Raw genomic sequence first — 23,947 nt, forward strand, 5'->3', positions numbered from 1 at the left:
AGCTGCTGTCGTAAAATTTCAGTTTTTTATATTGTGTCATTATCACTTGAAACACATGAAAAATTGCTGCTTTCCCCCTCTTTAAAATATATAATAAAGAAGAAGCCGGTTTCTGGTAAAAAATTCGGCTTCTCCTCTATTTTCAAAATATATTTCGATTGTTTTCCTTTAGCGGATAAAATCAGCGCTCAACCACATTATCATTTCCAAAATAATTTTTCAGCTGTCTCATTTCTTTCTCTGTCACTTGAAGGGAATAGCTGTTTGCAAGCTGGTAGGTTTCTCTGTTTACAGGATCATATACGATTACCGGTGTCTTCCCCGGATGCTGTTCAGCTACTTGCTGCAAATATTTCAAAACACTGCTTTTATCTTGGTTTGTCATTCGTATAAATAATTTATTCGTTTCTGGTATACCCACTTCAGACAAATCCAGTGCTGCTATTTCCTTTAAAACAAACTGGCGCTTCTGATTTCTCTCTTCGACCGTAACACGCATCCAAACCAGCTGTTCTTCTTCCAGCTGATTCGAAATTTGCCGAAATAAATCCGGAAAAAGAACAGCATCTATCTTTTTATCTTCGTCCGACACAGTTAAAAATGCCATTCTTTCTCTGTTTTTTGTGCGGATAATCTTTATCTCTTCTATAACTCCGACAGTATAGATTTCTTTTCGCTTCCCGGTGAACTGCTCTGCCTGTTTGAAAGAAAGTATTCCATTCGCTCTTAATACATTCCGGTAACTTTCAAATGGATGATTTGAGATATAGATGCCCATCAACTCTTTCTCAAAAGTGAGCTTCTGTATTTTGGAGTAGTCTTCCGCTTCTGTATATTCCAGCGCATCCTGAAATAAGGAGACATCTTCATACATTCCCTGGAACAATTCCTTTTGTTCCAGCGCTGGATTAATCGTTTCAATCAAGCTTGCCCGATTGGGATGAAACGTATCAAATGCACCAGCTAAAATCAGATTTTTAATAGCAGCCCGATTTACTTTTTTTATATCGATTCGCATACAAAAATCAAAAAAGCTGGTGAAAGGAGCCTCTTTCCGGATTTCTAAAATATGAACCAACGCTTGATAACTGATAGACTTAATAGCAGCTAACCCGGTACGTATCATGTTTTTCTCCACTGTAAATTGCTGATAGCTTCTATTAATATGCGGCGGGAGTATCTTAATTGCAAGCTCTTTTAACGATTCCTGGTACATAGACAGCTTTTCGGGCTGATTTTTAGCATCCGTTAGCAGGCATGAAAAAAATACTTCTGGATAATGTGCTTTCAGATAACTGAGCTGATAGGATATTTTACTATAGGCGACAGCATGGCTTCTTGGAAATCCATAGTTGGAAAAGCGGACAATCCAGCTGAAAATTTCCGCAGCCACAGCCTGAGTGTAGCCATTCTTTAAGCATCCTTTGATAAAGTCCGCCTCCTGCTGCTGCATCACGTTTTCTTTCTTCTTGCTTACCGCTCTTCTTAAAATATCCGCCTCGCCAAGGCTGAAGCCGGCAATACGGTGCGCAATCTGCATGATCTGCTCCTGATAAATCAGAACACCATAGGTTGATTTTAAAATCGGTTCTAAATCTGGATGCGGATAGGTTACAGCTTCTTGCTTAAATTTACGCCGGATATACACAGGGATAAAATCCATCGGGCCTGGACGATAAAGTGCATTAACCGCCACAATATCTTCAAACGAGGATGGCTGCAGCTCTTTGAGAACACGCTGCATTCCTGTTGATTCTAATTGAAAAACACCGCTGGTTTCTCCTTTTCGCAGCATAGCAAACGTTTTTTCATCCTGTTCTGGAATATGGGGCAATATTTCTCCTTTGTTTTGGGTATATGCCACACCTTTCATAACTCTCTCTATTAACGAAAGATTTCGGAGCCCCAGAAAATCCATTTTCAACAGACCTGCGGCTTCCAATTCGTTCATTGCATATTGCGTCAAGTACGTTTCCCCTGTGCCGCTTGTCAATGGAACATCTCTCATTAAAGGCTGCTCACTAATCACAACGCCCGCAGCATGAGTAGACACGTTTCTTGGCAAGCCTTCTAATTTAATTGCGATGGTGAATAAAACCTTTAATTTTTCAGAGGCCTTTACATAGGATGCTAATTCCGTTGAATCCTGCAGCAGCCGTTGAATACTTTTCGAAGATGCCCGCTTCATTTCCCGCAAAATATAAGCAACATCCTGATCATGGACCTCCATTGTCTTCATCAGCTCACGAAGAATCGAGCGCGTCGCAAAGGTGCCAAAAGTAATAATCTGTGCAACATGCTCCCTTCCATATTTATCTCTTACATAATCAATTACTTCATCACGGCGGATATCAGAAAAGTCTACATCAATATCCGGCATGGTCAGCCGTTCCGGATTTAAAAAACGTTCGAACAGAAGATTATATTTTAATGGATCCACTTCTGTGATTCCTAAAATATAAGCTACAATGGAACCAGCTGATGACCCCCTTCCCGGTCCGACCATGATATGATTATCTTTTGCAAATTGAATAAAATCGGCAACAATTAAAAAATAATCACTGTAGTTCATGTTGATAATCGTATTCAGCTCATATTCCATCCGTTTTCGATGATCTTCTGTAACGACCGGATAACGCTCCTGCAAGCCCTCTTCACAGCGCTCCCGCAAATAGCTATCCGCGGATATCTGATCCGGTGTAGGGAAGGAAGGCAGATGCTGCTCATCAAAATGTAAATAAGCAGTACATTTTTCTGCGATTTCTTCAGTCTTATCCAGCAGCTCCGGCCAAGTATGAAATAATTGCTTCATTTCCTCCGGAGAAGTAAAATGATGACCTTCAGGCAGCTGTTCCTTTCGTTTCGGAGCCCATGTCTCCCCGTAGCGCATGGATTGCAGGCAATCATAAGCGAATACATCCTGTTCGTCTAAATACAGTACATCCTGCATCGCAACATAAGCGAAGTCTGCCTCTTTCCATACTTGCAGCTGATGTAACTCTGAATCAATTCCGACATAAAAATCGCCTTCTTCAAAGTACGTTTCTATCTTTTGAAGCTGTTGAGAAAGCAGCTGCTGATCTGTTTCTATGGAATCATTATCCGTCCTCAGGAATGCTCTTCCAGAGATTACACCAATGACGCCATCTGTATATTCCGCAAGCTGTTCGACTGGCAGCTTATCCAGCTGATTTGTTTGCAGATAGGTGCTTAACTGCAGCAGCTGCTGATAGCCTGTCTTGTTTTTAGCAAGAACGATACATGGCCTTCCTTGTTCATTATCTTCCATTTGAACAGAAATCCGCATGCCAATAATCGGCTTAATCCCCTGGTCCATACAAGCTTTATAGAATGAAACAGCACCATAAAGAACAGCCTCATCTGTTAAACATAGGCTTTGATACTGAAAATATTTTGCTTTTTGAACAAGCTTTGGTATAGAAATGGTGCTCTCCATTAAACTATAGCCGCTTTTCACCGATATATGTGTGTACGTCATTCTACCCTGCCTTCTTTCTAGAGGATGTTCAAAAAGCTCCTTAAAATGAAAAAATCGAATGTCTTCCTGCTTCTTGAACACGCATTTCTATATCTATTATAACAAGATAGTACATATGTGCCTATCCTTTTAGTTTTCATAACTTGTCTGTTTCATTCATAAGCTAGAATATAGCAACCTCCAATCATAAGGATTACCAATTAGCAGACAAGCTATCATGCGAGGAGTGTCACAGTATGGAGGAAAGATTTTTTGCAGCATTTATTCATTGTTTTTTTATTGCACTGGGAGTCATCATCGGAGGATCGATTATTGGAAGCATTGGTGATTTCGCCACCGGAGATGCTGCCCTGACCTCTATGAATCGAATCGCAGAACGCTTAAGAATATGGGGGATTGTCGCTGCAATCGGCGGCACCTTTGACGCAATTGCCAACTTTGAAAGAGGGTTATTCGACGGCACCCCAATGGATCTAGTAAAACAGATTCTGTTGATTCTATCTGCAATGGGCGGAGTAAAGGTTGGTCTGATTATTATTCAATGGTTTTCACAAGGAGATGTTCCCTGATGCACATCCCGCATTATCATAAAAAAACAAGCTGGCAGCTCATTTTTGTCGGTTTCTTTTTCGGCAGCATTATTTCCTATATGGTCTTCACCTATATGTACGGAACCATGTACGAAGAAATGTTAAAAGAAAATATGGAACTAACAAACGAAGTGACTGAGCTAGAGCAGACAAACCAAACATTGCTGAAAGATAAAGAAGATTTAAGCGAGCAGACCAAACAGCCGCTCACCATCTCAAGAATCGACATTGAGATAGAAGACCCGGAATCGATGCGTATCGATTTATTAATGCAGGATCAGCTTCGGTCTTTGATTCGCGAAGAAATCAACCACGTCATCGGAGAGGAAGTAGAGCTTGTATCACGTTCAGATAAGCTTTTAATCGCAACGATTGAAAATAAAGCCTTCACTCTTGATGGGATGAGCTACCAATTCAGCGTCCGACAAATTGCTTTTGGTTCAGAATTAAGAGTTGTGGTCCTGCCTGATTCCGTAAGATGATATTATGTATGATCTGTTTCATTATCCACTTTAAATCACTAAGGCTGTTATAACGCAGGCAGATTATTTTTATCTTGCCTCTCGCATAACAGCCTTAGCTTTGTTTTCATATCTCGCCAATTTCAGTAATTACATTTGTTTTAAACTTCTTCCTTGCACACTTTTTCTAAATCATCTGCTAAATGATTTGCTTCCTCCCAGGTATATACAGTTGCACCAGAGGCCAATGGATGTCCCCCGCCGTTATATTTCTTAGCAATTTGATTAATTACAATTCCTTTCGAACGGATACGCACCCGAATTTGGTCAGGCTCTTCAATAAAAAATACCCATGCTTTGATTCCTTTGACATCCGCTACCGTCTGGACAAGCTGGTTTGATTCCTCCACAGTAACATCAAATGCTTTCAATAATTCAGCAGTTAATTTAATGACACACAGCCCATTCTCAGACATTTTAAAATGCTGTAAAATGTGGCCGCTTAACCGCAATACTTTTTCCTCCGCCTCGTATAACCCATCATATATAGCTGTCCGGTCAAAATCATAACGAACTAATTCGCCGGCATATTGAAATGTTTTCACAGTTGTACTCGGAAATTTAAATCTTCCTGTGTCTCCAACGATTCCTGCATATAAGAGACGGGCTGCTTCATTATTTAAATTCCAGCCCCGGGGACGCGCTTCCAATGCAAGACCAACAATCATCTCAGAAGTAGAACTGGCATCGGTAGACACCCATTCGATATTTCCATAAGAATCTGTGACCGGATGATGATCGATTTTTATCAGCTGTTTTCCTTTATTATAACGATCATCATCAATCCGCGGCTGGTTTGCTGTATCACAGACAATGACTAAGCTTCCCTGATAAAGCTCGTCTGATACATCATCCATCTGCGCTAAAAAAGTCAGGGACGGGATATCTTCTCCTGCAGCGTAGACTTCTTTCTCCGGAAAGGAATGTCTAATCAATGCTTTTAACCCCATCTGAGATCCAATTGCATCCGGATCAGGGCGGACATGCCGATGTATAATGATTCTCTCGCTTGCTTCAATCGCTTCAATAATTTTTGTAATTTCCATGACAATCTCCCTTTTTGTTGATGATATAGTTATGATTTTTCCTAGATTAATTGATAAAAAAACGGTACAATAAACGTAGCATTAAACAATATGTAATTAGGAGCGGAGCATTTAAAATGGTTATCTTTCCAATAATAATTATAATTTCAGCTGTCTTTTATATCTATTATAAAGTAGCAATCCTCAAAGAGAAAAATACGTTAACACAAAAATACTTTAATGGCCGGGCGAGATCCAGCCTGGGAGCATTTTTAATCGCTTTTTCCATTAATCAATACTCCCTTTATCTGACACAGCTCAGCTTGTTTATCGGCCTTGTTATCTTTGCATTAGGATTAATGCAATTGATTCGTGGATTCAAAGAAGCACGGCACTATCAAAAAGAATGGAGAAGATTGCATCCAAACTAGGTAAAATAGAAGCACAGCTTTCAAATCAGATCGTTACATTTTGAATAAATTGCTTCATTTCAGCTTAAAACAACTGGAATTATCGTATTCCAGTTGTTTTTTTCGTCTTCAAAAGAAAAATCAATTACGCTGTTACCGATTGATCAGCTGCGCCATAATCAATGACCGTCCGACAGTAGTTTGTCCATGCATTACTTCTACATCTATCTTTGCATATAAACGGCCGACATCTAAAAGTGTTGGCTTAAGAAGTAAAATACTGTCGATTGGTACCGGCTTGCTGAAATAAACCGTAATATTCTCAATCGAAATTTCTGCTTTCTTCTCTATTTTCATCATTTTTTCACTTGCTTCTGTGATGAGAGCTGTAAATACACCATGTGATAATGTTCCTAAATGGTTTGTCATTTGCGGAATAACATGCGCTTCAAACAACCCTTCCTCACTCGGATTCTGCGACATATTGTTAGCAACAATATCTTCAATTGTTTCTCCGACCTGCGGCTGTCTCTGGATCTGCTGCATGGCTTTTAATACGTCCTGTCTGGAAACAACGCCTTTTAATACATGCGAACTATCCACCACAGGAACGAGCTCGATACCTTCCCAGACCATCATATGTGCAACCGAGGCTAAAGATGTTTTTTCCTGAACAACTAACGGCTTCCGGCTCATGATACGATCAATAAATGTAGTTTGGTCTTTCCCGACGATATCTCTCGAAGAAACCATTCCTACTACTTTCATACGGTCGTCCACAACCGGAAATCGTGTGTGCGAGGAAACTTCATTATTAATATACCAATCCTTCACCTGCTGTTTCGCCGCTAAATAATAAGAGGACTCAAACGGTGTTGAAATATCTCCTACAAAAATAATTTCCTTTTTAATCAATTGATCATAAATCGCGCGGTTAATCATAGCCGCAACTGTAAACGTATCATAGCTTGTAGAAATAATAGGCAATTTTTTTTCATTGGCAAGCTGTTTTATAGAATCATCCGTATCGAAGCCTCCTGTAATCAGGACAGCTGCTCCCGCTTCTAAAGCAAGCTTATGCGCTTCAAAACGGTTTCCGACAATCAGCAGCGAATCAGCTTGCGTATAGCGCATCATGGCATTTAACTGCATGGCGCCAATCACAAATTTACTGAGTGTTTTATGAAGCCCGTCTCTGCCTCCAAGTACTTGTCCATCAATGATATTAACAATCTCAGCAAACGTCAGCTCTTCAAAATTATCTTTCTTTTTCTTCTCGATCCGAATCGTTCCTACACGTTCAATCGTACTTACGATTCCTTGATTTTCTGCTTCCTTAATCGCCCGGTAAGCAGTCCCATCACTCACATTTAAATCTTTCGCAATTTGACGGACAGATATCTTGCTTCCAACTGGCAATGATAAAATATGCTGTAAAATCTGTTCATGCTTGGTCGCCATCTGCCATCACCCTCTTTCAACTGTACTATATAAAACATATTAGTCTTATTATACAATTGATACAGGAGAAACTCAATGGCTGCGCAGTTTCTTCTTATTTATCCCCTCCTGTTCCATAACCGGGGGCCGGGACATTTTTAATAGTGTTGCAAGATTTGCGCCGATAAAAACAAAGGCAAATAATAACCAGCACCCCCAAAAGAGGAATTCCAAAGAGCTGGAAGACTGCGGAACCATCGGCCATGCAATATAAATAAAAAAGCAAACTAATAATAACCTTAGAATAATATTTGTTTTCAAGGCTGGCATCCTCCTTTTTTATAATTGTATGAGCGAGGATGATTTCTATGCAGCAGAAAACCACAGAATATAATCTATCTCTGTGGTTTTCTATCGAAATATATTCTTTTTGAACACGCACGTTAAGAAGTTAAATCGATTGTTTCTCCAACTTTCATTGCGCGGGCATTACCAGCCTTCACTTTAGATGCCCAATCTTCCGGGTCCTGAACAATCGGCGGGAAGGTATTATAATGCACAGGAACAACTGTCTTGGCATTTACCCATTCAGCTGCAAGCAGTGCATCACTTGGCCCCATCGTAAAATTATCACCGATTGGAATAAAGGCAATATCAATATCATTTAATTCACCGTACATTTTTAAATCTGTAAATAATGCCGTATCTCCCAAGTGATAAATAGTTTTTCCATTTACGGTAAGAATGATTCCTGCAGGCATTCCTCCGTAAATGACTGTTCCATCCTCTTCTTCATAGGATGAACCATGAAAAGCTTGCGTAAGCTGCACTTTCCCAAAGTCAAATTCACGGGAACCGCCGATATGCATTGGATGTGCCTCCACACCTTTTGATGCAATATAATCGGCAAGCTCTTTCGGCGCTACAACCAAGGCATCGTTATTTTTAGCTATTTCCACTGTATCTCCGACATGGTCATTATGAGCATGTGTCAGCAAAATAACGTCAGCCTTTTCCGTACCCGGGTCTAAATCACATGCTTCATTTCCATTGATATACGGGTCAATAATGATGCGATGCTTTCCTGTATCTACTTTTACTACAGAATGTCCATGAAAAGATACTTTCACTGAAAATCTCTCCTTTGACGATTTGGATTATTATTTTGATTTCGTAGTGTGTCTTCCCGCTATCAGGTATTTCTATGCATCTTTTTTTAGCATTTATTTATTAAATTTCTTTTTCAAAGCAGCTAATTCATCATCCACACCATTATTGTTTTCAAGCTCTTTGAATTCATCATCCAGCGTACGCGCGCTTTCATTTAAATCTTCGGAGGTTTCTGCTTCCGCTTCGTACTGAAGTACTTTTTCTTCCATTCTTTCAAACCCTTGACGAGATTGGTCGCTGCCGATAGAAGACATGGTACGATTCATTTTCGTTCTTGTTTTCGCAGATTCTGCACGTGCTTTTAAGGAATCCTTTTTTAATTTCATTTCCTGGTATTCTTTTTTCATTTCAGACAGTTTTTCTTTCAGGATTCTGACATCCTCATCCGCGCGCTCCCAAGAAGCTTGTAAAGACTCATAGGATTTTTCCTGATGTCTTTTATCTTCTAAAGCTTTTCTGGCTAATTCTTCATTATCTGCTTCTACTGCTTTTTCAGCTTGCTCCTGACGCTTCTCTACCATCGCTTTGGCATCATTTGCTTTGCGCTTCAGCATTTTTTCATTGGCCATTTGCTTTGCGACTGCTGCTTCGACCTCCTCAATATCCTTGCCCATATCCCGCAAGTACTGATCTAACATCTTGACCGGATCTTCCGCCTTATCAATCATTGCATTCAGTTCTGAACTGACAATTGTTTTCATTCGATTAAAAAATTGAAACATACAAATCCTCCTCTTGGAATAAGTAATAGTAATGTACGGTCCGTGTACAGTATGAAATACGATTGATTTCGCAAAAAGTTTCATTTTTATCGGATTTTTTCTTTCTATCTGCTATAATTTTTTTAGAGCATACTATTTATTCATGTCAAACAGCAGCAATATTAATCAACTAGGAGGCAAAAAATAATGTCAGACAGAATTAACCATTTATTTGCCGAGCTAAAAAAACAGCAAGCGGACAGTTGTTTTATCAGCTCCAAAGCAAATGTATATTATTTAAGCGGATACTACACTGATCCGCATGAAAGAGTTATCGGAATCCTTGTTATGGACGGAATCGATCCTATATTTCTATTACCTAAAATGGAAGAAGAAGATGCAAGAAATGCCGGCTGGGAGCATTTGATTGTAAGCTATTATGACCATGAAAATCCTTGGCATTCCTTACAGGCGTTCTTAAAGAAACAAGAAAAAGAACCAGCTGTCATGGCAGTGGAAAAAGACCATCTGACGCTTTACCGTTATAACCAGCTTCAAGAAATCTTCCCGGATGCGGCCTATATAGATGCCACGCCAGTTATCCAAAATCTGCGTTTAATTAAAACCAAAAAAGAGCATGATTTATTACGGACAGCTGCTGAATTAGCTGATTTAGGTGTTAAAACTGGTGTGGAAGCCTTAAAAGAAGGTGTCTCCGAACTAGAGGTAGTTGCGACCATTGAGCACACCTTAAAAAAACAGGGTATACGCGAGATGTCCTTTCAGACCATGGCTTTATTCGGTTCGAAAACAGCCTCCCCCCACGGAAACCCTGATAAAACGCAATTAGAGAAAAACAGTTTCGTTCTCTTCGATTTAGGAGTTATTTATCAAGGGTATTGCTCTGATATTACGCGTACTGTTGCCTTTGGTAATATCTCAGATGAACAGAAACAGATATATGACACGGTGTTGGAAGCACAAGAAAGAGCGATAGATGCAAGCAGAACCGGCACTGCAGTCGGCGAATTAGATAAAATCGCAAGAAATTATATTACAGAGCAAGGATACGGTGAATATTTTACCCACCGGCTTGGACATGGCTTGGGAATTGAAACACACGAATATCCTTCCATGCATAGCGACAACACGCTTCCTATTGAACCAGGAATGTGCTTTACGATTGAGCCGGGGATTTATGTTCCAAATATTGGCGGCGTAAGAATTGAAGATATGCTATTCACAACGAATTACATGCCTTTAGAACTGACGAAATATCCAAAAACATTACAAATTATCTCTTAGTTTTTTTAATTACCAAAACCCCGGTTTGCAGAAGACCGGGGTTTTTATTCATTCTGAAATTATTTCAAGCTCGACTGTCAAGCATTTTTCGAATTTTAGAATCATTTCATTTGCTTTTTTGACTTTTTTTCGAAATGTTATGTAATTTACAGTTATTCGTTTGTAACGCTTACAAAACAGGTATATAATAATAGTAGAAAGGGGAGATGAATCATGATGGAATATAAAAATATTGTTGTCGCAGTAGATGGATCGAAAGCAGCTGAAAAGGCTTTTACTAAGTCGCTCGCTGTTGCTAAACGAAATAATGCTCGATTGATTCTTGCTCATGTGGTGGACTCTCGTAATTTCTCAACAGCTGAAGCGTATGACCGTTCTTTATCCGAAAGAGCAGAGACGTATGCAAAAGAATTATTGGATGATTACGTCAAACAAGCTGAAGCTGCCGGATTAACAGATATTGTCCGCTGCATTGAATATGGGTCTCCTAAAGTCAAAATTGCTAAAGAAATAGCGGCTAATTTTGAAGCTGATTTAATCATGTGCGGGGCAACCGGGATGAATGCTGTAGAGCGCTTCTTAATTGGAAGTGTATCTGAAAGCATTACGAGATATGCCAGCTGTGACGTACTTGTGACACGCTAGAATTTTCTAAGAATCATTTTATTTTTCTAATAAAAATGTATTGAAAAAGCCTTTTTACTCGATAAGCTTCATGAGTAAAAAGGCTTTTTAGGCGATACATGTTATTGACTTAAACGAACCGTATCCCTGGCAATCATTACTTCTTCATTCGTTGGAATGACCATTACTTTTACTGGAGAATGCGGATAGTTGATGAATTGTTCTTTCCCGCGAACATCATTTAGTTTTGGATCCCAATAAATGCCCATGAATTCTAAACCAGTAAGAATTTTTTCACGTATAGCAATACTATTTTCCCCTACACCTGCAGTGAAAATAATTGCATCCACTCCATTCATTTTAGCAGCATACGATCCAATATACTTATGAATACGCCCAGCAAACACATTTAATGCAAGCTCAGCTCGTTCATTCGTATCTGCTTCATCCTGAATATCACGTAAATCACTAGAGAACCCAGATAATGCCAGCATTCCACTTTCTTTATTCAATACATGTAATACCTCGTCAACTGTTTTTCCCGTACGCTGCATAATATAAGGAATCAAGGCAGGGTCAATATTTCCAGATCTTGTCCCCATAGTTACCCCGGCTAACGGTGTAAAGCCCATTGAAGTATCCATTGATTTCCCATCTTTAATTGCTGTAACACTGGCACCATTACCAATATGACAAGAAATTAAACGAAGACTTTCCAACGGTCTTCCTAAAAGCTCCGCCGCACGCTCAGAAACATATTTGTGAGAAGTTCCGTGGAAACCATATTTACGAATTCCATAGTCTTCATAATAGTCTCTTGGCAAGCTATATAAATAAGAAGACGCCGGCATAGACTGATGGAACGCTGTATCAAATACTGCCACCATTGGAACATCTGGAAGAATTTCTTTAAAAGCATTGATTCCAGTCAAGTTAGCAGGGTTATGCAAAGGAGCCAGTTCAGATACTTCCTCAATTTTTTGAATTGCTTCATCATCTAATAAAACCGAATCAGAGAAATATTCTCCCCCATGAACAACACGGTGTCCTACCGCATCAATCTCATCAAATGATTGAATAATTCCTTGAGAAATTAAAGCATCTAATAACATTTTTACTGCTACACTGTGATCCGGAATGTCTGTAACCGTTTTTTCTTCTTCTCCATTTGCTTCCATTTTAAAAACAGATTCAGGTAATCCGATTCTTTCTACCAGACCGATTGCCGCTACTTCCTCTTCAGGCATTTTTATCAATTGAAATTTTAAAGATGAACTCCCCGCATTAATCGCTAATACATTACTCATTTTCATTCCACTCCTATATTTTCATTTAATCCTATTTGGATAGGATGTAAACCATTCATTGATTTGTTTGATAATATCTGCCATTGCTTGTGCATTCTTAAATGAAGGCAATTGTACAAGTAACGGCTGCTTCGGTTCTTTTGTACCATACCCTTTTTTCTGCAGGATTAATACACTTTTCGCCTGATTTTTTGACTTGAAAGATGTTTCCGGCAAGCGGATGACTCCGACAATATGTGCGGTTTCTTGGAAAAACGCATGCAGCTTGTCCGATTGATCACTGTCAAATAAAAATTCCGGGATAACACCGATAAAAAAGCCGCCCTCTTTTAAATATTTCAAACTCTGCTCTATAAATAAATGATGCGCGTAAGAATTTCCTTTATCAGCCTTTAATTGATATTCTTCCGCTGTCACATCATCTGGATAATACCCTACTGGAAGGTCTGTGACAACCATATCTACAGGCTCTATCAGGAAAGGCCGTAAACTGTCTTGATGATAGAAGCTGATTTCTTTTTTCTGCAAATTGGCATTTAACACAGCCAGCTCTATCAACGTGGGATCGACTTCAGAAGCATATGCTTTAAAAGGATTTTCCAATTGATTCAGGACGATGGTTAGCAGATTAGCTGTCCCGCCAGCCGGGTCAAAAAGACTTATTTGCCCTTTTTTATCAACCAGCTTATTTGTCAGGTAGCTGATTAAAAAGCCGACTGTATCAGGCGTCATTAAATGCTGCTGTTGCGACGCCCCTTTCATCCCTTTTAAAATAGACAGGCTTAACGCTTTTCGATACGTTTCTGCATCAAATTCTTCTTCATTAACTGTTTGAATCGGTTTTGCAACCTTGTGCTTTGTAACATCGTCTAACTCATCTTGAGCTCCATCATCTAAGATGATATTTAAAGCGATAATCAAACTTTCCAGATAGGTTTCATTTTTTGCATTTTGTATGATTTCAGTAACTTCATCTATAGATTTAAATAATTTCTCAACATTTGATTGCTCCATGGCATGTCCTCCTATCCAAGCTGACAACTTTCTATTTTAACAATACTTGAGACAGATGTAAAAGGAATTTCACTTACATATTCTTATATGTAAACAGTTTATCCAGAAAACACGAACGATAAATCTATTTTCCCTAAAAACGTTCATTTTTTATGTTGATATTTCAACAACTGTCTGCTATAGTAACTTAAGTGTATTTAACTCGTATATTCTCAGTAATATGGTCTGAGCGTTTCTACCTGGTTCCCGTCAAAGAACCGGACTACGTAGTTAAAGTCTATGTTAACTATAGCATTTATTTGGGTTTTGAATTGGTACAATTCTGTTACACATAACTTTAACTTACAAAGTTCGGAAATACAGGGATATCCTGTTTTTTTCCGAACTTTGTTTATTTTACGAGACACATCCAACAATTCATTTAGAAGGAGATCGTCATCTTATGAAGTTTTCTAACAAACTTAATCAATTCTTTCATTTAACGGAAAACAAAACAGATACTCGAACAGAATTGACAGCAGGATTAACTGTGTTTATGACCATGCTATACGTTCTTATCATTGTTCCTGGAATGCTGGAGGAGGCGGGGATGCCAGTAGGGCCTATTACTGTTTCCGTCATCCTGATGACAGGAATAATTACTATACTAATGGGGTTATACAGTAACCGCCCATTTGCCCTTGCTCCCGGTCTCGGCTCTGTTGCTTTTTTAGCAGTCACTTTGGTTCTCGCTGAAGGAATTCCTTGGCAAACCGCGATGGGTATGGTATTTATCTCAGGTATCCTATTCGTATTATTTACCATCTTCGGCTTAAGAAAATTGATAGTCCGCCTGATTCCGCCCGCAATCAAATTATCTATTGGTGCAGGTGTCGGTTTATTTATTGCACTCATCGGTTTTCGAAATGCGGGGCTGGTGGTTGCTGATGAGGGTGCAAACTCCCTGCAATTAGGCGATGTCAGCTCACCGAGCGCTATACTCGCTTTAATTGGGTTTTTCATTATGAGTGTTCTTTTAGCACGAAATGTGCGCGGACATTTATTAATCGGTATTGCGCTTGTAACCATTATTGGTATTCCAATGGGAGTAACTCAGCTTCCGGAATCTATATTTTCGTTACCTGAAAGCCCAGGACCAGTGTTATTTCAATTAGATATCATGGATGCATTAAAAATGGCATATTTCCCATTTATGCTGGCCTTTTTCGTACCGGACTTCTTCTCCAGCCTCGGCACCATGCTGGGTGTTGCTGGAAAAGGGAACATGCTGGACAAGAATGGAAACCTGCCGAATATTGATAAGCCTTTCTTAGTGGATGCAGGCGGAACCACCTTGGGCTCCTTCTTCTCTGTCCCTGTCATGACAACCTATGTGGAATCTGCAGCTGGTGTCGAAGCAGGCGGCCGTACGGGATTGACTGCTGTTTCTACAGGAATTTTATTTTTAGCAACCTTATTCGTTACGCCGATTATTATGATTATTCCTACAGAAGCAACAGCTCCAGCCTTGATTTTAGTTGGTTTAACGATGCTTTCTTCTGTTAAAAACATTGATTTCACAGAAGTTACGGAATCCTTGCCGGCATTTATTACCATCGTAATCACCATTTTCACTTTTAATTTCGGAAACGGAATTTCTGCCGGTATTATTATGTATGTTGTTGTAAAAAGCTTGTCTGGCCGGATAAAAGAAGTTCATCCGGGACTGTTTGTTCTTGTTATCCCATTGATTATTTATTTTATAACCTTAGCAGAATAAAACAACACTAGGAGGAAAATAATGATGAAATATAGTCGTAACCGAATCGTAGCTGCAGCACGCGGAGATATTAAAATGGATTTAGTTATCCGGAATGCACAGTTGGTTAACGTGTTTACTGCAGAAATATATCCTGCTGATATCGGCATAAAAGAAAATCGTTTCAGCGCAATTGCTGCGTATGAAAATGGCAAACCTTCCTTTTCTATAGAAGGAGAAAAAGAAATCGATGCGAAAGGAAAATATGCCATTCCAGGATTGATTGACTGTCATGTGCATATCGAGAGCACAATGGTTACACCAGACATGTTTGCCCGCGAAGTTTTGCGCAATGGTACCACAACGGCAGTTATCGATCCGCATGAAATTGGAAATGTTCTTGGAAAAGAAGGTGTGGAATATATGGCAGCCGCCAGCAGAAATCTGCCTGTGCAATTCTTGCTTACCATTCCTTCTTGCGTACCGGCGGTTCCCGGTGTGGAGACAGCTGGGGCTGCATTTGGTCCGGAAGATATCGATGAACTATTAGACTTGCCGAAAGCTGTCGGTGTTGCTGAAGTCATGGATTATGTCGGTGTCATTAACCAAGATGATCGAATGGCAGGCATTGTAGAAGCAGGTCTGCAAAAAAATATGCTGAACGAAGGCCATCTGCCAAGAGTATCAGGAAAAGATTTGCACGCCTACCTTGCTGCTGGAGTAAATACAGATCATGAAAGCCGTAAATCAGATGAAATTATCGAGAAATTAAGAGCTGGTATGCTGATCTATATCCGGGAATCCAGTGTCAGCCAATTTGCTGATATTGCTGCAGAAGCATGGAAGGTTCTTCCTTACGCTTCCAATATTGCCATGTGTACAGATGATGTGGAACCTAGTGATATGCTGAAAAACGGACAAATGAGCCGGGTCGTCCGCCGCTGTATTGAAGAAGGAATTCCCGCCCCATTAGCAATTCGCTATGCAAGTTTAAATGGAGCGGTCCGTTTCGGATTGAGAGATCAGGGCGCGATTGCCTCCGGTTATATCGCCAGCTTCTCCCTTGTCAACTCCCTTGACGAGATGGATATCAACGATGTATTTGTCGAAGGAAAACAATTGGTGGAGGAGAAGCATTTAACAGAAACCCTATCCAGTGAAGTACCGCCATTATCAAAAAATACAGTTTCCATCCCTGCATTAACAGAAGAAGATTTTCAAATTACTTCATCAGTACAGAACGGAAAAGTAAGAATCAATACGATGGAGATGCTTCCAATCGGTACGACACAGAAAAGAACGGTGGAACTGGAAGCTGTTAATGGAGTTATTTCGTCTCTCCCAGAGGATTGCCTATATGTTTCAGTAACTGGTAGACATGGGCAGGGCAGAAAACCATTTGTAGGTATATTGAAAAATGCTGGATTAAAAGAAGGAGCTTATGCTACTACGATTGCGCATGACAGCCATAACCTTGTCGTTGTCGGCAAAAATACAAAGGATATGCTTTTGGCTGCCAAGCAATTAGAAGCTTCCGGCGGCGGGCTTTGTCTTGTATCTAATCAAGAAGTCAAAGCACAAGTTAACCTGCCGATTGCCGGATTAATGGCAGCGGAACCTGTGGAAGAACTTGCACCAAAAATTGATTCCTTTAATCAAACAGCAGATTCCATGGGAGTAAAGGTTGGCAGACGCTCTCCTTCGATGGCATTATCTTCTTTAACCTTAACTGTCATCCCTGAAGTACGAATTACTGATTTAGGATTATTGGATGTAGCAACACAAAAAATGATTCCATTATTCGAATCAGCAGAATAACCAATTAAAAAAAGCATGGTCCCTAACGGAAACCATGCTTTTTTCTTATTTTGATTTTAAATGTTCCAATACTGCATCATAATCCGGATAGTCTGATACTTCTGAAACGTACTCCACATAAGTAATTTTGTTATTTTCGTCCACTACAAAAATGGAACGGGCTAATAAACGAAGTTCTTCAATAAGCACGCCATACTTCTCGCCGAAATCAGCTGAGCGATGATCAGATAATGTTTCTACGTTTTCAATTCCATTTGCACCGCACCAGCGTTTTTGAGCAAATGGCAAATCCATGCTGATTGTGAGTACCGATACATTATCAAGGCTGGCTGCTTCCTCATTAAAACGACGAGTCTGCTCGGAACATACACCCGTATCTAAAGAAGGAACAACACTGATTAGTTTCACCTTTCCTTCGTAATCAGCTAATGTTTTCTCAGATAAATCATTTGCAAGTACCGTAAAGTCAGGAGCATTGTTCCCTGCTTTTTGTTCTTCTCCTAATAATGTAACGGGTTCTTGTTTAAATGTAGTTTGTTTTGGCATGATATTTCTCCTCCCCATCTTTACTATAATCATTCCATTCTTATTATGGGGCTTGTTATACAAACTGTCCAATTATAGCTATCATGGACAATCTAAATTTCAAAACGGGTAAGAATCGATTCTAATTCTCCCTTTTCCTTTTCAGGCTCCTTCTCTGCAGCTTTTACTTGCTCTTTTTCATCCTTTTTATGATGATTTCTTTCTACTTTCTTTTCGTCATGTTTTTCTTTTTTCAGCATATTTGAGCGCTGTAGCAGCTCTGGCAGTAAATCAATTAATTTTTCATACAGATGTGTATGCTGATCCATATGGACCAAATCCATCTTTCCTTCTTTTAATACGAGAAAAGCAACCGGTGTAATCGATACTCCTCCCCCGCTTCCGCCGCCAAATGGAATGTCGTGCTCTTCCACATCATCTGCCTTTAATTCTGACGGCATAAATTCACTTCCACCCGCTGCAAAACCAAAACCTACCTTGGAAACAGGAATAATCACAGTCCCATCGGGCGCTTTTAAAGGTTCTCCTACAATTGTATTTACTTCAACCATCTTTTGTATATTTTTCATTGCGCTAGACATCAAACCTTCTATTGGATGTTCTGTCATTTTCTTACCTCCTTTATTTTCAATACACGCATGATTCCTAGAATAGTTTTTCCTAAGCGGAAGGAAATCATACACGAAAAGGCAGTCTCGAGACGGACATTCTGAAAATCCGGCTGAACATTAATTTGCGGTTTCCCGCAAAGCTGAAGGTGCTGTGAAAGGTAGCCGACCAGCCACCCTTTTACAGCCCAGATTGTCCCGCTGGTGACAGAAGTAGTAAAGGCATTCCCTGTTCCTCCTTTGGTCTGCCATTTAAATTCAAGCACCTGCAATTCCTTTAATAAAGCTTGTAATCGCATTTCTTTTAAAACATGAAGCTTTTTCTCCCGCAATAGCTTATAAAAATGGGTAAATCCTTTTTCCATCTCTTCCTGGTTTGATATACGTAAATTCTTCTGCCTGATCACACACCATTTATAAAGATAGACAGAAATTTGTACATCACGCATTTCTGGAAATTGATATTTAATCTTAATAAACCATTTACTTTGCAGAAAAAAAGCGATGAACAAAACTATTCCTGCAATAAGAATTAAAATAATGTATAAACTATCCATAATCAGCGCCCCTGAATGTGTATTTTCAATTGGTTCCCTCTCCTATGCCATTCACTATCTGTTCATATTCTAAAGAGAAATACCAGTTAGAAAATGTTATGATAAAGATAGAAAAAGCTTATTTCTAAAGGAGGATGTTGCTCTTGCACTTCCTTTTGAAATAAAAAGCAGTTCATCTGTTCCTGTCTGATAACATGACGGCTCTATATCATGGATAAAGCAGACTGACAGAAGCGTACAGCGCCACTATATTTTGTTTGGAGGTTATTATATGCAGAATCGAAATAACATTTTCTTTTATTACCACCCTCGGCAGGAAGGCGAAAAAACAGATCACCTGAAATCGCTGGCTGAACAAAATGGTTTAAATGTCGTGAACGAATCTAAAGATGCGTCTATTATTGTCAGTATTGGCGGAGACGGCACCTTTTTGCAGGCAGTTCGCCGCACCGGTTTCCGCCAGGATTGCATCTATACAGGTATTGCAGAAGGGGATCAAATTGGATTATACTGTGATTTTAGTATAACCAGATTTGAAGAAATGATTGATGCGGTCACAAATAATAAAATTGAAGTCCGCCGTTTTCCAACAATTAAAGTGAGTGTTAACGGAGAAAAAGCTTTTTATTGCCTAAATGAAGTATCTCTGCGCTCCAGTATTATTAAAACGATTGTCATCGATGTTAAAATAGACAATGAACATTTTGAAACATTCCGGGGGGACGGCATGGTAGTATCTACTCCTACTGGTAGTACAGGCTACTCCAAATCAGCCCACGGGGCAGTTATCGACCCGTTACTGTCAAGCTTTCAAGTTTCTGAAGTCGCCTCTTTAAATAATAATAATTATCGTACATTAGGGTCCTCTTTTATATTAAATCAGGATAGAAGGCTGCAGCTGGAAGTCGTTCAAGACGGCAATGATTATCCGATTATCAGTCTCGATAATGAAGCATGGCCTGTACAGCGCATTCGTCATGTAGACATCGAAATGGACGACACCGTTATAAAAACCGTCAGAATGTCAAATAACACCTTCTGGAATCGTATACAACGTACTTTTTTATAAAGGATATTCAATGATTGTTATAAAACAAAACCTCAATCAGCCGGAGTTCCAGGGACGATTCTCCGTAATAAAATAATTCAAAACCTGCCGCGCACTGCATTAATAATCTGCGGCAGGTTTTTTATAAGAATAGGAAAGTATATAAAAAATGCTGAATATAGCCGCTCCAACGGGTTTCATGGGGTGAGTAATCTTAAGCACCAGAAATACACTACGCTTTCCGTAGGCCCCGAGCTCAGCCTCCTCGATAAAGAAGACTTAGCGATTGGCAAGCCGACAGGTGCAGGCAGAGCTAAAGTCGCACTTATACCCCGAGGGTGAAAAGAAGACTTAGCGATTGGAAAGCCGACAGGCGCAGACAGAGCTAAAGTCGCACTTATGCCCCGCGGGCAGAAAAAAAGAAGAACACTTTTTCCTGCGGGGTCTTCCCACTGGGGCTGGGACTGCGATTACTCACCCCATCGAAAACCGTCGTAGCGGACATCTCTTTGGCGAGAAAATTGGTGATTTAAAGACCAAGCGTTATTCTTGGTTTTTCTTATCAGACTCAAATATAAAGGCTGCCTCCGCATCAGCGGAGACAGCCAGCCATTCATTTTATTTATTTAGTTCCACCAAATTGTTGCTCAGCCATTGTTACTAATCTTTTCGTGATTTCTCCACCAACAGATCCGTTAGCACGAGAAGTTGAGTCAGGACCAAGTTGAACACCAAATTCCTGAGCAATTTCGTATTTCATTTGATCAAGTGCTTGTTGCACTCCTGGAACAACTAATTGATTTGAGTTATTGTTTGCCATGTTGTTCACCTCCTTGGTACTTATAGAATGCGCCAAGCAAGGTGAAAACATGCATTTGTTTTTATGGTAATTTTTTCTTGTGCATGTCCTTTTTATATTACTCAACTTTCGCACATTAAAAAGTAACTTTATCTCTATAGAAACAGGAGTTGATTGTTCCTTGGATAACTTCCTTGACAAAGAATAGAAGGTGAAGTGTAAAGCACCGCTGCGGAAAAACACTACGCTAGTAGGATATTCTATACATGGAAACCACCTCACCAAATAGATGTTTAATCAGATAGAACATATTTTTCATGCTGTATGGTAAAATGTTCGACCAAGATTCCTTTCTGTGCTTCGAAAGCTATTCTCTGTATTTCATATCCATGCTGTTATGATTGGGTTGTTCAGGCAAAAGCTGCTATTTCGTCTAGCTCATTGAGATGATATTTCTTTCATTCGCTGTAGAATCCTATCAGAGCGCAGGCCAACCACGGAGACTCCTATGGGAACAGGGCGAGCTGAAGATCCACTTGAAAAGCGGTTTTCTTTTCAAGTTAGCTGAAGCCGTCCCCATGGAAAGCGGAGTGGTTGGCCGGAGCGGAGCTATGCACCATCACCAATTCCAAAATGGCCGGATATGTAACCAGCAAGCATGCTAATGGAGAACATGTTCATCTTGGAATAGCAAGATATATTTGCTTATTCTTAGGTGCGAAAGTTGAGATATTACTTAGAAAAGGTCTGTAAAATCCTCATTGAACAAGCTTTTCTCGGTTACTTTTATGGTTTCTATCCCCTCTATTGCTTCTTCCATGGAAGGAGTAAAATCGTATTTCGATTCATAAAAATTCACTTTATCCCGCTTCGGCTTGGTTTTGGGAGATTTCGGCACGAAAATCGTACAGCAATCTTCGTACGGTAAAATCGATGTTTCATATGTGCCGATATCCTGCGCAATTCGAATAACCTCATCCTTATCCATCGCAATCAATGGACGGATAATAGGGTAATTGGTCACTTCATTAATGGTGTGCATGCTGTCCATGGTTTGACTTGCCACCTGCCCAAGGTTCTCTCCTGTAGTCAAGGATAAGATTCCTTCACGCTTGCAAAGCTCCTCACTGACACGAAACATCACACGGCGCATAATGGTCATCGCATAATCATTCGGCATCTCTCTAAAAATTTCCTGCTGTAATTTGGTAAACGGAACAATATGCACTTTGATTGATTTCCCATATTTCGTCAGCTGCTTCGCTAAATCCAGCACCTTTTGCTTTGCGCGTTCACTGGTGAATGGCGGAGAATGAAAATGAATTGCTTCTAAATGTACGCCTCTTTTCATTGCTAACAAGCCGGCCACCGGGCTGTCGATTCCTCCTGAAAGCAGCAGCAGCGACTTTCCTGAAGTTCCGACTGGCAGTCCGCCCCGGCATTTGATGGCGCCGCTCGTAATATAGGTCGCTTCCCTACGTATCTCTACTTTAATTTCCAAATCAGGGTCATGTACATCTACGGTAATATCCTCCGTATTCGTTAATAAATGACTGCCCAAGATATGATTCATTTCTCCCGAATGCTTTGGGAAATCTTTTTTGGTACGGCGAACGCTCATTTTAAATGTTTTCACATTCGGCTCCCGCTTTAATGCATAGAGAGCCGCTTCTTTCATTTCTTCCACATCGTTCTCTACACGAATTGCCAGACTTAAGCTATGAATACCAAAAACGTTTTGTAGTTTTTCGATGATTGGCTCCGGTGGATTGCCATTTAGCAGGACAAACATTCTGCCTTGTGTCCGCATTACTTTCACACCATCAAACTCTTTTACCTTCTGGTGTATATTATCATGAAGCTTTAATATAAACTGCTTGGCATTTTTTCCTTTTAATGCTAACTCTCCATAACGAATTAATATATGATCATATTGCATATTATCTACCTCAATACCTCTTTAAATTGTTGAATTGCTTTTTTTAATTCCTCTACAAAAATCGCCGCTTCTGCTTCCGTATTCTCGTAAGAAAAGCTTACCCGCAAGCCCGAAGAAGCAACTTCATTTGGTTTTCCACAGGCAACGAGCACATGGCTTTCTGTTAAATCCCTGGAGGAACAAGCAGATTTTGTTGAAATATATATTTCCTTCTGGCTTAAACTGTGGATAATAACCTCCGGCTTGATTCCAGGAATGGAAAAATGAACAATATGATTCGCACCATCTTCCGGACTGTTGATTTCTACATCCTCCATCTGATGAAGTTCATTTATAAGCTTATCATGCAGCCTTTTTAAAACATTATCCTTCTGATTGCTTTCCTTTTCTTTGATTAACCGCAATGCTTTTACAAAAGAAACAGCGCCTGCTACATTCTCTGTTCCTGAACGAATACCCGATTCTTGACTGCCGCCATGCAAAAGCGGATATAATTTCGCTGTATGATTGACATACAGAAGCCCGGTTCCTTTTAGACCGTGAATTTTATGACCGGAAAAAGTGCATATATCAATCCCCGAATCCGCAAGTTTTAAAGGGACCTTCCCTAAACCTTGTACGGCATCCACATGAAATAATACTTTCGGATATTTTTTTAAAGCAGCCCCAATTTCTTCAACCGGTTGAATCGAACCAATTTCATTATTCACTTGCATCATAGTAACAAGAATAGTATCTTTTCTAATGGCTTTTTCCACATCTGCTGCAGAAACAGTTCCATTTTCTGTCACAGGTAAATAGGTAATTTCAAAGCCCAGTTTTTCCAGACTCCCGCAAGTATCATGAATCGATGGATGCTCTGCTCCAGTGGTAATAATATGTTTGCCGCGTGATTGATGCTCCAGGGCAACTCCTTTGATGGCAGTATTATTCCCTTCTGTCCCTCCGGAAGTAAAGATGACCGTTTCTCTGGAGACGCCAATTAAATCCGCCGCCTGCTGTCTGGCTGCCTCCAGCAATTTTTCAACTTGCCCTCCTAAAGGATGTATGGACGAGGGGTTGGCAAAGTAGTTAGCAGACACTTTTGTAAAACTATCTACGACTTCTGAATGCGGCTTCGTCGTCGCACTATTATCAAAATATATCATATTTGCACCTTCTTACATTAAATCTAGTTGCGTAAACAAAAATGTAAGGCTGACCTAAGCAATAAGTATTTTATTCTTAGCGACAGCCTTCATCTTATATTTCTTATGTTATCGTAGTGGAAAACCTGAGGAGCTTACCA

Annotated in this window: 22 protein-coding genes and 1 riboswitch; of the genes, 8 read left to right on the plus strand and 14 right to left on the minus strand. The window is 39.9% G+C overall.

The window, feature by feature from the left end; all coding sequences use genetic code 11:
- Positions 1-181 precede the first annotated feature (181 nt).
- Positions 182-3,499, minus strand: coding sequence for a DNA polymerase III subunit alpha (gene dnaE / locus MKY65_RS16180; RefSeq protein ID WP_339178542.1), 3,318 nt, complete (start codon positions 3,497-3,499; stop codon positions 182-184).
- A gap of 236 nt (positions 3,500-3,735) precedes the next feature.
- On the opposite strand from dnaE, the gene MKY65_RS16185 reads away from it, so the two are divergent.
- A complete protein-coding gene (locus MKY65_RS16185) occupies positions 3,736-4,068 on the plus strand; it encodes a YtrH family sporulation protein (RefSeq protein WP_077600988.1) in 333 nt (110 codons plus the stop codon).
- Positions 4,068-4,571 carry a sporulation membrane protein YtrI gene (gene ytrI / locus MKY65_RS16190; RefSeq protein ID WP_339178548.1) on the plus strand — a complete coding sequence of 168 codons (504 nt, stop codon included), beginning with the start codon at positions 4,068-4,070 and terminating at the stop codon, positions 4,569-4,571. Before MKY65_RS16185 ends, ytrI begins: the two co-directional genes overlap by 1 nt.
- A gap of 140 nt (positions 4,572-4,711) precedes the next feature.
- Here ytrI and MKY65_RS16195 read toward each other — a convergent pair whose 3' ends face one another.
- Complete coding sequence (locus MKY65_RS16195; protein ID WP_339178551.1) at positions 4,712-5,656, minus strand: bifunctional oligoribonuclease/PAP phosphatase NrnA; 945 nt, start codon at positions 5,654-5,656, stop codon at positions 4,712-4,714.
- Between the two features lie 116 nt (positions 5,657-5,772).
- Here MKY65_RS16195 and MKY65_RS16200 point away from each other — a divergent pair, with 116 nt between their 5' ends.
- Complete coding sequence (locus tag MKY65_RS16200) at positions 5,773-6,066, plus strand: YtpI family protein (RefSeq protein ID WP_042535359.1); 294 nt, start codon at positions 5,773-5,775, stop codon at positions 6,064-6,066.
- Between the two features lie 132 nt (positions 6,067-6,198).
- On the opposite strand, the gene MKY65_RS16205 is transcribed toward MKY65_RS16200, so the two are convergent.
- From MKY65_RS16205 to MKY65_RS16220, 4 genes are all read right to left on the minus strand, one after another.
- The gene (locus tag MKY65_RS16205; protein ID WP_042535362.1) at positions 6,199-7,506 is read right to left on the minus strand and encodes a DRTGG domain-containing protein; all 1,308 of its coding nucleotides are present in this window, start codon (positions 7,504-7,506) and stop codon (positions 6,199-6,201) included.
- A gap of 72 nt (positions 7,507-7,578) precedes the next feature.
- Positions 7,579-7,806: a hypothetical protein gene (locus tag MKY65_RS16210; protein WP_042535365.1), complete on the minus strand. Its 228-nt coding sequence runs from the start codon at positions 7,804-7,806 to the stop codon at positions 7,579-7,581.
- A 122-nt stretch (positions 7,807-7,928) separates the two neighbouring features.
- Entirely contained in the window at positions 7,929-8,615 is a 687-nt protein-coding gene (locus tag MKY65_RS16215; RefSeq protein WP_339178559.1) for a metal-dependent hydrolase, read from the minus strand.
- A gap of 93 nt (positions 8,616-8,708) precedes the next feature.
- Positions 8,709-9,377, minus strand: a complete 669-nt coding sequence (locus tag MKY65_RS16220; RefSeq protein WP_042535367.1) for a PspA/IM30 family protein — start codon at positions 9,375-9,377, stop codon at positions 8,709-8,711.
- A 186-nt stretch (positions 9,378-9,563) separates the two neighbouring features.
- Between MKY65_RS16220 and MKY65_RS16225 the strand changes: the two genes are divergently transcribed.
- Entirely contained in the window at positions 9,564-10,661 is a 1,098-nt protein-coding gene (locus MKY65_RS16225) for a Xaa-Pro peptidase family protein (protein WP_339178563.1), read from the plus strand.
- 213 nt (positions 10,662-10,874) lie between these two features.
- Complete coding sequence (locus MKY65_RS16230) at positions 10,875-11,306, plus strand: universal stress protein (RefSeq protein ID WP_042535369.1); 432 nt, start codon at positions 10,875-10,877, stop codon at positions 11,304-11,306.
- Positions 11,307-11,407: 101 nt separating this feature from the next.
- Here MKY65_RS16230 and MKY65_RS16235 read toward each other — a convergent pair whose 3' ends face one another.
- Together MKY65_RS16235 and MKY65_RS16240 are read right to left on the minus strand one after the other, a co-directional pair.
- Complete coding sequence (locus MKY65_RS16235; protein ID WP_339178567.1) at positions 11,408-12,592, minus strand: acetate kinase; 1,185 nt, start codon at positions 12,590-12,592, stop codon at positions 11,408-11,410.
- A 21-nt stretch (positions 12,593-12,613) separates the two neighbouring features.
- Positions 12,614-13,606, minus strand: coding sequence for a class I SAM-dependent methyltransferase (locus MKY65_RS16240; RefSeq protein WP_339178569.1), 993 nt, complete (start codon positions 13,604-13,606; stop codon positions 12,614-12,616).
- A 182-nt stretch (positions 13,607-13,788) separates the two neighbouring features.
- Positions 13,789-13,892: riboswitch (purine riboswitch) on the plus strand.
- A 156-nt stretch (positions 13,893-14,048) separates the two neighbouring features.
- Between MKY65_RS16240 and MKY65_RS16245 the strand changes: the two genes are divergently transcribed.
- Positions 14,049-15,365, plus strand: a complete 1,317-nt coding sequence (locus MKY65_RS16245; RefSeq protein ID WP_339178572.1) for an NCS2 family permease — start codon at positions 14,049-14,051, stop codon at positions 15,363-15,365.
- 21 nt (positions 15,366-15,386) lie between these two features.
- Complete coding sequence (ade, locus tag MKY65_RS16250) at positions 15,387-17,162, plus strand: adenine deaminase (RefSeq protein WP_339178574.1); 1,776 nt, start codon at positions 15,387-15,389, stop codon at positions 17,160-17,162.
- A 45-nt stretch (positions 17,163-17,207) separates the two neighbouring features.
- On the opposite strand, the gene tpx is transcribed toward ade, so the two are convergent.
- The 3 genes from tpx to MKY65_RS16265 all read right to left on the minus strand — a co-directional run bounded on the left by tpx (position 17,208) and on the right by MKY65_RS16265 (position 18,873).
- Complete coding sequence (tpx, locus tag MKY65_RS16255; RefSeq protein ID WP_339178575.1) at positions 17,208-17,708, minus strand: thiol peroxidase; 501 nt, start codon at positions 17,706-17,708, stop codon at positions 17,208-17,210.
- Positions 17,709-17,800: 92 nt separating this feature from the next.
- A complete protein-coding gene (ytfJ, locus tag MKY65_RS16260) occupies positions 17,801-18,316 on the minus strand; it encodes a GerW family sporulation protein (RefSeq protein WP_339178577.1) in 516 nt (171 codons plus the stop codon).
- The gene (locus MKY65_RS16265) at positions 18,313-18,873 is read right to left on the minus strand and encodes a DUF2953 domain-containing protein (RefSeq protein WP_339178580.1); all 561 of its coding nucleotides are present in this window, start codon (positions 18,871-18,873) and stop codon (positions 18,313-18,315) included. Before MKY65_RS16265 ends, ytfJ begins: the two co-directional genes overlap by 4 nt.
- Before the next feature lie 271 nt (positions 18,874-19,144).
- Here MKY65_RS16265 and MKY65_RS16270 point away from each other — a divergent pair, with 271 nt between their 5' ends.
- Positions 19,145-19,942, plus strand: coding sequence for an NAD kinase (locus tag MKY65_RS16270; protein WP_339178583.1), 798 nt, complete (start codon positions 19,145-19,147; stop codon positions 19,940-19,942).
- Positions 19,943-20,543: 601 nt separating this feature from the next.
- Here MKY65_RS16270 and MKY65_RS16275 read toward each other — a convergent pair.
- The 3 genes from MKY65_RS16275 to MKY65_RS16285 form a co-directional block, all read right to left on the minus strand.
- Positions 20,544-20,741: an alpha/beta-type small acid-soluble spore protein gene (locus MKY65_RS16275; RefSeq protein ID WP_040979745.1), complete on the minus strand. Its 198-nt coding sequence runs from the start codon at positions 20,739-20,741 to the stop codon at positions 20,544-20,546.
- A gap of 715 nt (positions 20,742-21,456) precedes the next feature.
- On the minus strand, positions 21,457-22,659 hold the full coding sequence (thiI, locus tag MKY65_RS16280) for a tRNA uracil 4-sulfurtransferase ThiI (RefSeq protein WP_339178588.1): 1,203 nt from the start codon (positions 22,657-22,659) through the stop codon (positions 21,457-21,459).
- A 5-nt stretch (positions 22,660-22,664) separates the two neighbouring features.
- Complete coding sequence (locus MKY65_RS16285; protein ID WP_339178590.1) at positions 22,665-23,807, minus strand: cysteine desulfurase family protein; 1,143 nt, start codon at positions 23,805-23,807, stop codon at positions 22,665-22,667.
- Positions 23,808-23,947: the final 140 nt, after the last annotated feature.

The organism is Oceanobacillus sp. FSL W7-1293, from assembly GCF_037969815.1.
Taxonomy (GTDB): Bacteria; Bacillota; Bacilli; order Bacillales; family Amphibacillaceae; genus Oceanobacillus; species Oceanobacillus oncorhynchi.

Coding starts and splice junctions, on each gene's coding strand:
- ytrI (WP_339178548.1), top strand. CDS start 4,068: ATGCACATCCCGCATTATCATAAAAAAACAAGCTGGCAGCTCATTTTT.
- MKY65_RS16205 (WP_042535362.1), bottom strand. CDS start 7,506: ATGGCGACCAAGCATGAACAGATTTTACAGCATATTTTATCATTGCCA.
- MKY65_RS16195 (WP_339178551.1), bottom strand. CDS start 5,656: ATGGAAATTACAAAAATTATTGAAGCGATTGAAGCAAGCGAGAGAATC.
- MKY65_RS16235 (WP_339178567.1), bottom strand. CDS start 12,592: ATGAGTAATGTATTAGCGATTAATGCGGGGAGTTCATCTTTAAAATTT.
- MKY65_RS16240 (WP_339178569.1), bottom strand. CDS start 13,606: ATGGAGCAATCAAATGTTGAGAAATTATTTAAATCTATAGATGAAGTT.
- thiI (WP_339178588.1), bottom strand. CDS start 22,659: ATGCAATATGATCATATATTAATTCGTTATGGAGAGTTAGCATTAAAA.
- MKY65_RS16245 (WP_339178572.1), top strand. CDS start 14,049: ATGAAGTTTTCTAACAAACTTAATCAATTCTTTCATTTAACGGAAAAC.
- dnaE (WP_339178542.1), bottom strand. CDS start 3,499: ATGACGTACACACATATATCGGTGAAAAGCGGCTATAGTTTAATGGAG.
- MKY65_RS16220 (WP_042535367.1), bottom strand. CDS start 9,377: ATGTTTCAATTTTTTAATCGAATGAAAACAATTGTCAGTTCAGAACTG.
- ade (WP_339178574.1), top strand. CDS start 15,387: ATGATGAAATATAGTCGTAACCGAATCGTAGCTGCAGCACGCGGAGAT.
- tpx (WP_339178575.1), bottom strand. CDS start 17,708: ATGCCAAAACAAACTACATTTAAACAAGAACCCGTTACATTATTAGGA.
- MKY65_RS16185 (WP_077600988.1), top strand. CDS start 3,736: ATGGAGGAAAGATTTTTTGCAGCATTTATTCATTGTTTTTTTATTGCA.
- ytfJ (WP_339178577.1), bottom strand. CDS start 18,316: ATGACAGAACATCCAATAGAAGGTTTGATGTCTAGCGCAATGAAAAAT.
- MKY65_RS16230 (WP_042535369.1), top strand. CDS start 10,875: ATGATGGAATATAAAAATATTGTTGTCGCAGTAGATGGATCGAAAGCA.
- MKY65_RS16285 (WP_339178590.1), bottom strand. CDS start 23,807: ATGATATATTTTGATAATAGTGCGACGACGAAGCCGCATTCAGAAGTC.
- MKY65_RS16225 (WP_339178563.1), top strand. CDS start 9,564: ATGTCAGACAGAATTAACCATTTATTTGCCGAGCTAAAAAAACAGCAA.
- MKY65_RS16265 (WP_339178580.1), bottom strand. CDS start 18,873: ATGGATAGTTTATACATTATTTTAATTCTTATTGCAGGAATAGTTTTG.
- MKY65_RS16270 (WP_339178583.1), top strand. CDS start 19,145: ATGCAGAATCGAAATAACATTTTCTTTTATTACCACCCTCGGCAGGAA.
- MKY65_RS16275 (WP_040979745.1), bottom strand. CDS start 20,741: ATGGCAAACAATAACTCAAATCAATTAGTTGTTCCAGGAGTGCAACAA.
- MKY65_RS16200 (WP_042535359.1), top strand. CDS start 5,773: ATGGTTATCTTTCCAATAATAATTATAATTTCAGCTGTCTTTTATATC.